The 6808-nt window shown below is 61.2% G+C and carries 5 protein-coding genes; 3 read left to right on the forward strand and 2 right to left on the reverse strand.

Annotated elements, in window-relative coordinates:
• Positions 1-77 precede the first annotated feature (77 nt).
• Positions 78-1559 (reverse strand): ketol-acid reductoisomerase, encoded by a 1482-nt coding sequence (gene ilvC / locus AACT07_RS19315; protein WP_069529583.1) that lies wholly within the window; start codon positions 1557-1559, stop codon positions 78-80.
• A 221-nt stretch (positions 1560-1780) separates the two neighbouring features.
• Between ilvC and ilvY the strand changes: the two genes are divergently transcribed.
• Positions 1781-2674 (forward strand): HTH-type transcriptional activator IlvY, encoded by an 894-nt coding sequence (ilvY, locus tag AACT07_RS19320; protein ID WP_005342097.1) that lies wholly within the window; start codon positions 1781-1783, stop codon positions 2672-2674.
• Here ilvY and AACT07_RS19325 read toward each other — a convergent pair.
• Entirely contained in the window at positions 2663-3523 is an 861-nt protein-coding gene (locus AACT07_RS19325; protein ID WP_069529585.1) for an ABC transporter substrate-binding protein, read from the reverse strand. The two genes, ilvY and AACT07_RS19325, sit on opposite strands and share 12 nt — an antisense overlap.
• Positions 3524-3715: 192 nt before the next feature.
• Here AACT07_RS19325 and AACT07_RS19330 point away from each other — a divergent pair, with 192 nt between their 5' ends.
• Both AACT07_RS19330 and AACT07_RS19335 read left to right on the forward strand, forming a co-directional pair.
• Positions 3716-3907 carry a hypothetical protein gene (locus AACT07_RS19330; protein WP_005339486.1) on the forward strand — a complete coding sequence of 64 codons (192 nt, stop codon included), beginning with the start codon at positions 3716-3718 and terminating at the stop codon, positions 3905-3907.
• Positions 3908-3980: 73 nt separating this feature from the next.
• Entirely contained in the window at positions 3981-6563 is a 2583-nt protein-coding gene (locus AACT07_RS19335) for a bifunctional acetate--CoA ligase family protein/GNAT family N-acetyltransferase (protein WP_069529587.1), read from the forward strand.
• The last annotated feature ends 245 nt before the right edge of the window (positions 6564-6808 follow it).

Consider the following 6808-nt stretch of genomic DNA (forward strand, 5'->3'; position numbering starts at 1 on the left):
TGGCCGAGCGGGTGTCCAGTCCGACCGGCGACGGGGATCGTCATCCCCGCCCCTTCATCATCCAGCCCGATGCTGGCTTAACCGCCAACGGCGATGCGTTTCATGTCCTTCATGTAGCCACGCAGTACCTGGCCGATTTTTTCGATCGGGTGGTTGCGGGTCGCTTCGTTGGCCGCCAGCAGCGCCAGGTTGTCGACGCTCTGCTCATCCGCCTTGCTGGCACCCAGATCGCCCGCTTTCAGGGTCGGCATGAAGTGCTCGCGCAGCAACGGCACGGCAGCGTTGGCGAACAGGTAGTTGCCGTACTCGGCGGTATCGGAGATGACCACGTTCATCTCGTACAGGCGCTTGCGGGCAACGGTGTTGGCGATCAACGGCAACTCGTGCAGGGATTCGTAGTAGGCGGACTCCTCGTAGATACCGGAAGCCACCATGGTCTCGAACGCCAGCTCGACACCCGCCTTGACCATGGCCACCATCACCACGCCATTGTCGAAGTACTCCTGCTCGGCAATCTTGCCAGCGAACGCCGGGGCGTTTTCGAAGGCGGACTTGCCGGTCTCTTCACGCCAGGTGAACAGTTTGACGTCATCTTCGGCCCAGTCGGCCATCATGCCGCGGGAGAACTCACCGGCGATGATGTCGTCCATGTGCTTCTCGAACAGCGGGCGCATCAGGGTCTTGAGCTGCTCGGAGAGCTCGAAGGCGCGCAGCTTGGCCGGATTGGAGAGGCGGTCCATCATCAGGCTGATACCACCCTGTTTCAGGGCTTCGGTAATGGTCTCCCAGCCGAACTGGATCAGCTTGCCGGCGTAGGCCGGGTCTGTGCCTTCGGCAACCAGTTTGTCGTAGCAGAGCAGAGAACCGGCCTGCAGCATGCCGCAGAGGATGGTCTGCTCGCCCATCAGGTCGGATTTCACTTCCGCCACGAAGGAGGATTCCAGCACCCCGGCACGGTCGCCGCCAGTGGCAGAGGCCCACGCCTTGGCGATGGCCATGCCTTCGCCTTTCGGGTCATTTTCCGGGTGAACGGCGATCAGGGTCGGTACGCCGAAACCGCGCTTGTACTCTTCACGCACTTCGGTACCCGGGCACTTGGGCGCCACCATCACGACGGTGATGTCGGAGCGGATCTGCTGACCCTCTTCCACCACGTTGAAGCCGTGGGAGTAGCCCAGCGCGGCGCCCTGCTTCATCAGCGGCATCACGGTTTTCACCACGTCGGAGTGCTGTTTGTCCGGAGTCAGGTTCAGCACCAGATCGGCGGTCGGGATCAGCTCTTCATAGGTGCCGACCGCGAAGCCGTTGTCGGTGGCTTTCTGCCAAGAGGCGCGCTTCTCGGTGATGGCGGCCTTGCGCAGGGCGTAGGAGATATCCAGCCCGGAATCGCGCATGTTCAGACCCTGGTTCAGACCCTGGGCACCACAGCCCACAATCACCACCTTCTTGCCCTTCAGCACGTTGCAGCCGTCGGCGAATTCCGCCCGCTGCATGAAACGACACTTGCCCAGTTGGGCCAACTGCTGACGCAGGTTCAAGGTGTTGAAATAGTTAGCCATGGTGATTGCTCCGTTCGATTGATTCCATGCCGGGTAACGGCGTTGTCTGAACCACTATAGCGCGGGACACTTATTGCCTGAACTGATATATTCGAAACAGTACGTTGCAATAACTGAAACGCTAGCCCTTCATAATCGCCTGCTGAATGTACCGCGAGATGGCAGAAACAAGCCGCCAACCGCTGGATATCGGGCACACAAGCCGCGCCAGGAGCTGAAAGATGGATCTTCGCAATCTCGAGCTGTTTCTCCACCTCGCCGACTCCCTTCATTTCGGCAAGAGCGCCGATGCCATGGCGGTCAGCCCCTCCACCCTGAGCCGCGCCATCCAGCGGCTGGAGCAGGAGACAGGCTGCATCCTGTTCGAGCGGGACAACCGCTCGGTGCGGCTTACCCCCGCCGGCGAGAAACTGCGGGAGTTTGGTGGCGGCCTGTTGCAGGAGTGGCGTCAGCTCAAGCAGGAGCTCAAACGCAGCGATGAACCGCTGCAGGGGCGGCTGCGGGTCTTCTGTTCGGTCACTGCCAGCTACTTTCTGCTGCCCGAGGTACTGGAGCGCTTTCGCCGCCGCTACCCCCAGCTGGAGATCAAGCTGGAGACCGGCGACCCGGCGCTGGCGGTGGACAAGATCCTGGCCGATGAAGCCGATCTCGCCATCGCCGCCCGCCCCGATGCCCTGCCCGCCAAGTTGGAGTTCGCCAGCCTTCAGCTGGTGCCGCTGGTCTTTATCGCGCCGCGCAACGCCCCGCAACTGAACCAGTGGTTCCGTCAGGGAGAACCTGATTGGGAGCAGTTGCCAGTCATCCTCTCCGAGCAGGGGCTGGCCCGCAAACGCAGCGATCAGTGGTTTCGCAACAAGGGGATAGCGCCCAACATCTACGCCGAAGTGGCGGGTAACGAGGGAATCGTCGCCATGGTGGCGCTCGGCTGTGGCGTGGGGCTGGTGCCGGCGGCGGTGATCGACCACAGCCCGCTCGGCGACAAGGTGCGGATCATCGACCTCAAACCCGCCTTCAAACCATTTGATGTGGGGATCGGGGTACTCAAGAAGCGGCTGGAGGAACCGCTGATCCGCGCCTTCTGGGATACCGCGCAGAATCAGGGCTCACTGCGCTGACACCGGATTATAGATAAGGGCCGGATCGACCATCATCATACGGCTGGGCAGCGGCAAGTCGGGGTTGTGCAGCTCGAGGCGCACCCGCTCATCCAGTTTCAGCCGCCGAATGGTACTGCCGAATCCCTCTTCAAAGACCCGGTCAAAAGCACCAGACTGCCGCGCCCGCAGCAGGCCAAGCTCGATGCGCTGGGCCAGCTCCGGATATTTTGGTGAGACAAAGAAGAGCAGCGCCAACGGATAGCGAAACACCAGACGGGGCTCGATGGCGAGATCGGGATGCTGCCTGAGCTCATCCTCGACCTCGATGACCGAGCGCAGGAAGCAGTCAAAGCGCTTCTTGCGCAGCATGTTGAAGAGCGCCTCATAAAGATTGCCCACCGTCACCTTGAGGCCGTTAGCCCGCAGCAACTGGGTGTCTGGCCAGGATCTGTGCTGACCGATGGAGAGCCCGGCGCGATGCCAGTCTGCCAACGACCCGATCGCGGCAAAACGTCCCTCATCCCCCTGCCGAACCAGACACACCCGCCATCCCAGCAGCCCCTTGGCCAGCGGAATGTGGATTGCCAGCAACTCCCTCTCTCGCGCACCATCGGGGGCAAAGACACCGACCTGAACCAGCTCGCCGCTACGCAGCTCCTTCACCGCCCGCCCCTGCTCCATTTGCGGGCTGGAGACCAGCTGGTAGGGGCCATATTCGGGCACGGTGAGATCGAGGGAGAGACGCAACAACTGGACGACGGCGGGGTTGGGGTGATCCAGCAGCAGATTCCAGGCGCGGATAGGCTGCTCGGTTGCCGTTGCGCCAACCGTCCACAGTGCCATGCACCACCACCAGACTCTGATCATCCTGCGCACCATCCGTGCCTCGTGCTCCTCGCCATACTATAACTCCAGCCAGCGCCTCAACGGCGCCCTCTCTGAAAGATGTGTGAGCGCTCTCGTGCCAAATCTCATGTCAAAAGTGACAATAGGCAAACCCGGCAGGTCACCGCAGACTGGGCGTTCATCAACACACGCCAAGGCGCAGGGAGGAGAGCCATGAAACAGCATCTGGTAGAGATCAAGGGTTCAACCCTGTTTGACGAGTATCTGCAAAGCATGGGCGTGCCCAGCACGGCGCTCGATCGGGAGCAGGATATCTATCTGCAGGAACGCCATCTGGGTGCCATTCGCCGGGTGCAAGGCGAACTGCGCTTTTATCTGCGTGCCAATGCCCTGAACAAACGGTGATCAGGATCCGGTCACAGAACCCGCAGCAAAGGCGTATTAGACTGGTATCTTCCCCCTTTTGTCGGGAGTGCCCATGAAAGCAAGCGGTCTGGATCGGCTGTTCAAACCCCAATCAATCGCCGTGATCGGCGCCTCGACCGACCCTCTCAAGGCGGGTCACGTGATCGTGCGCCACCTGCTGGCGGGCCAGTTCAAAGGGCCCATCCTCCCCGTCACCCCGCGCAACAAGTCCATCGCCGGCGTGCTGGCCTATCCCGACATCGCCAGCCTGCCGCTGACCCCAGATCTCGCCATCATCTGCACCAAGCGGGAGCGGGTCTTGCCGTTGCTGGAAGCGCTCGGCCAGAAGGGTGCGGGGGCAGCCATCATACTGGCCGCCGACTTTTCCCCCGAGGAGCGGCTGGAGCTGAAACGGGTCTGCCAGCAATATGGCATTCGCCTGCTCGGCCCCAACAGCATGGGGATGCTGCTGCCCGGCCAGGGGATCAACGCCAGCTTTTCCCCCACTGCCGCCAAGCCGGGGCAGGTCGCCTTTCTGTCGCAATCCGCCGCCGTCAGCACCACCATTCTGGATTGGGCCAAGCAGCATGAACTGGGCTTTTCCGCCTTCATCTCCCTTGGCGATCACTGTGATATCGACTTCGGCCAGCTGCTGGATCAGCTCTCCCGCGACAGCGTCACCCGCGCCATCTTGATCTACATGGACAAGTTGCACGACGCCCGCCACTTTCTCTCGGCGGCGCGGGCAGCCTCACGCAACAAGCCGATCCTGGTGCTGAAAAGCGGGCGCCACGAACCGGCCCATGGTCTCGACAATGTCTACGATGCGGCCATCCGCCGTGCCGGCATGCTGCGGGTACGGGATACCCACGAACTGTTTGCCGCGGTGGAAACACTCAGCCACTCCATGACCCTCAAGGGGGAGCGGCTCGCCATCATCTCCAACGGCCGAGGGCTGGCTAATATGGCGGTGGATGTGCTGCTGGAGCGGGGCGGCAAGCTGGCTCGCCCGCCACTCGATATCGGTAGCGATGCCACCATCACCACCTATCAGGAGGCGCTGGACAGCGTGTTGCAGGAAGATGGCATCGACGCCATCCTGATCATCCACGCCCCCTCGCTCACGGCACCGAGCGCACCGCTGGCCAACCATCTTATCGCCCATCTGAAACAGCACCCCAGAGCGCGCCGTTTCAACATCCTCACCAACTGGGCGGGTGAATACTCGGCGCAGGAGGGGCGCAAACTCTTTACCGAGGCGGGCTTCCCGACCTACCGCACACCGGAAAGCGCCATGGCCGCCTTCATGCACATGGTGGAATACCGCCGCAACCAGAAGCAGTTGATGGAGACACCGGCGTCACTGCACGGCAACCAACTCAATGGCGAGCTCTGCCAGCAGTTGATCCGTCAGGCGCAGGAGCGCAAGCAACTGAGGCTGGATACCCATCTGGTACACCCGATTTTGCAAGCCGCCGGTCTCTCGACCCTGCCAACCTGGATCGTTACCGATGCCATTGAGGCGACCCTGACCGCAGAGCAGATCGGCTATCCGGTGGCGGTGAAGCTGCGCTCGCCCGACATCCTGCACAAGTCTGCCGTGCACGGCGTGGTGCTCAATCTGCGCACCTCGGCCGAAGTGGCGCAAGCTGCAGATGCCATTCTGGACAGGGTCAAACAACATGATCCGGGCGCCCGCATCGAAGGCTTGCTGGTGCAACGCATGGCTCGCCGCAGCGGTGGCCTGGAGCTGCGGGTGCGGATCCAGCAAGACGCCATCTTTGGCCCCGTCATTCTGCTGGGTGAGTCGGGTGCGGAACCGCAGGAGATGGTGGCTGCCTTGCCACCGCTCAATCAGGCACTGGCTCGTTACCAGATCATCGGAGCCCTCAAGAGCCGCAAGATCCGTGAACAGGCCACGCCGGAGCGACTGGATATTGATGCTCTCGGTCAGGTGCTCTGCCAACTCTCCGAGCTGCTGCTCGCCTTTCCGGAGATTCAGGAGCTGGATCTGCACCCGCTACAAGCGTGCGGTGCCGAGATGGTGGTACTGGATGCCAGCCTTACACTGGCTGACCCCGCCATCCCGACCAGCAACCGACTGGCGATCCGCCCCTATCCTACCGAGCTGGAAGAGGGTGCCTGGCTTAAAGATCAGCGCCATATCCTGCTGCGCCCGATCCGGCCGGAAGATGAACCGGCTCACAAGCAGTTCGTGCTGCAGGTCTCCGATGAAGACAGGTACAAACGCTTCTTCGCCGATGTGGGCGAGCTGGGTCATGAAGAGCTGGCTCGCATGACCCAGATCGATTACGACCGGGAGATGGCCTTTGTGGCGGTGGGGCAAGATGGCGAGCTGCAGGATCAGATCCTCGGCGTGGTACGCGCCATCTCGACGCCGGATCTCAGCGATGCCGAGTTTGCCATTCTGGTGCGATCGGACTTGAAAGGGGTGGGGCTCGGCAAATTGATGATGGAGAAAATCATCCGTTACGCCAAAGAGCAGGGAATTGGCCAGTTATCTGGCATGACCATGCCCAGCAATCGCGGCATGGTCAACCTCGCCAAACGGCTTGGCTTCAAGATCGATGTCCAGATGGAAGAGGGGGTAGTCAATATGGAACTTCCCTGCAACCAGCAGGCGGCAGAAGGCTGATTTAGCCGCCTGTAAACTCGCTCAAATGGCTGATAAGGCTCGGATATAGCCAGAAAATGGTGGAAATAACCGGCTATTTGGCACTCTCTTGACAGGTAAAAACCAAACGTTGACGGTTTAACATGCTAAAAACACCAAAGCCCTGTCGAGAGACTGGGCTTTGTGTTGGTTCCTGTGTGCAAATCTGGAGGTCACTGGGCAAAAACGCCCATAGCAAAAAGGCCTTCCCAATCGGGAAGGCCTTC

Source organism: Aeromonas sp. ANP5 (assembly GCF_963870295.1).
GTDB lineage: Bacteria > Pseudomonadota > Gammaproteobacteria > Enterobacterales > Aeromonadaceae > Aeromonas > Aeromonas veronii.

What these genes read in the sequence shown, in the direction of transcription:
- ilvC (WP_069529583.1), bottom strand. Translation starts at nt 1,559, where the DNA reads ATGGCTAACTATTTCAACACCTTGAACCTGCGTCAGCAGTTGGCCCAA.
- ilvY (WP_005342097.1), top strand. Translation starts at nt 1,781, where the DNA reads ATGGATCTTCGCAATCTCGAGCTGTTTCTCCACCTCGCCGACTCCCTT.
- AACT07_RS19325 (WP_069529585.1), bottom strand. Translation starts at nt 3,523, where the DNA reads ATGATCAGAGTCTGGTGGTGGTGCATGGCACTGTGGACGGTTGGCGCA.
- AACT07_RS19330 (WP_005339486.1), top strand. Translation starts at nt 3,716, where the DNA reads ATGAAACAGCATCTGGTAGAGATCAAGGGTTCAACCCTGTTTGACGAG.
- AACT07_RS19335 (WP_069529587.1), top strand. Translation starts at nt 3,981, where the DNA reads ATGAAAGCAAGCGGTCTGGATCGGCTGTTCAAACCCCAATCAATCGCC.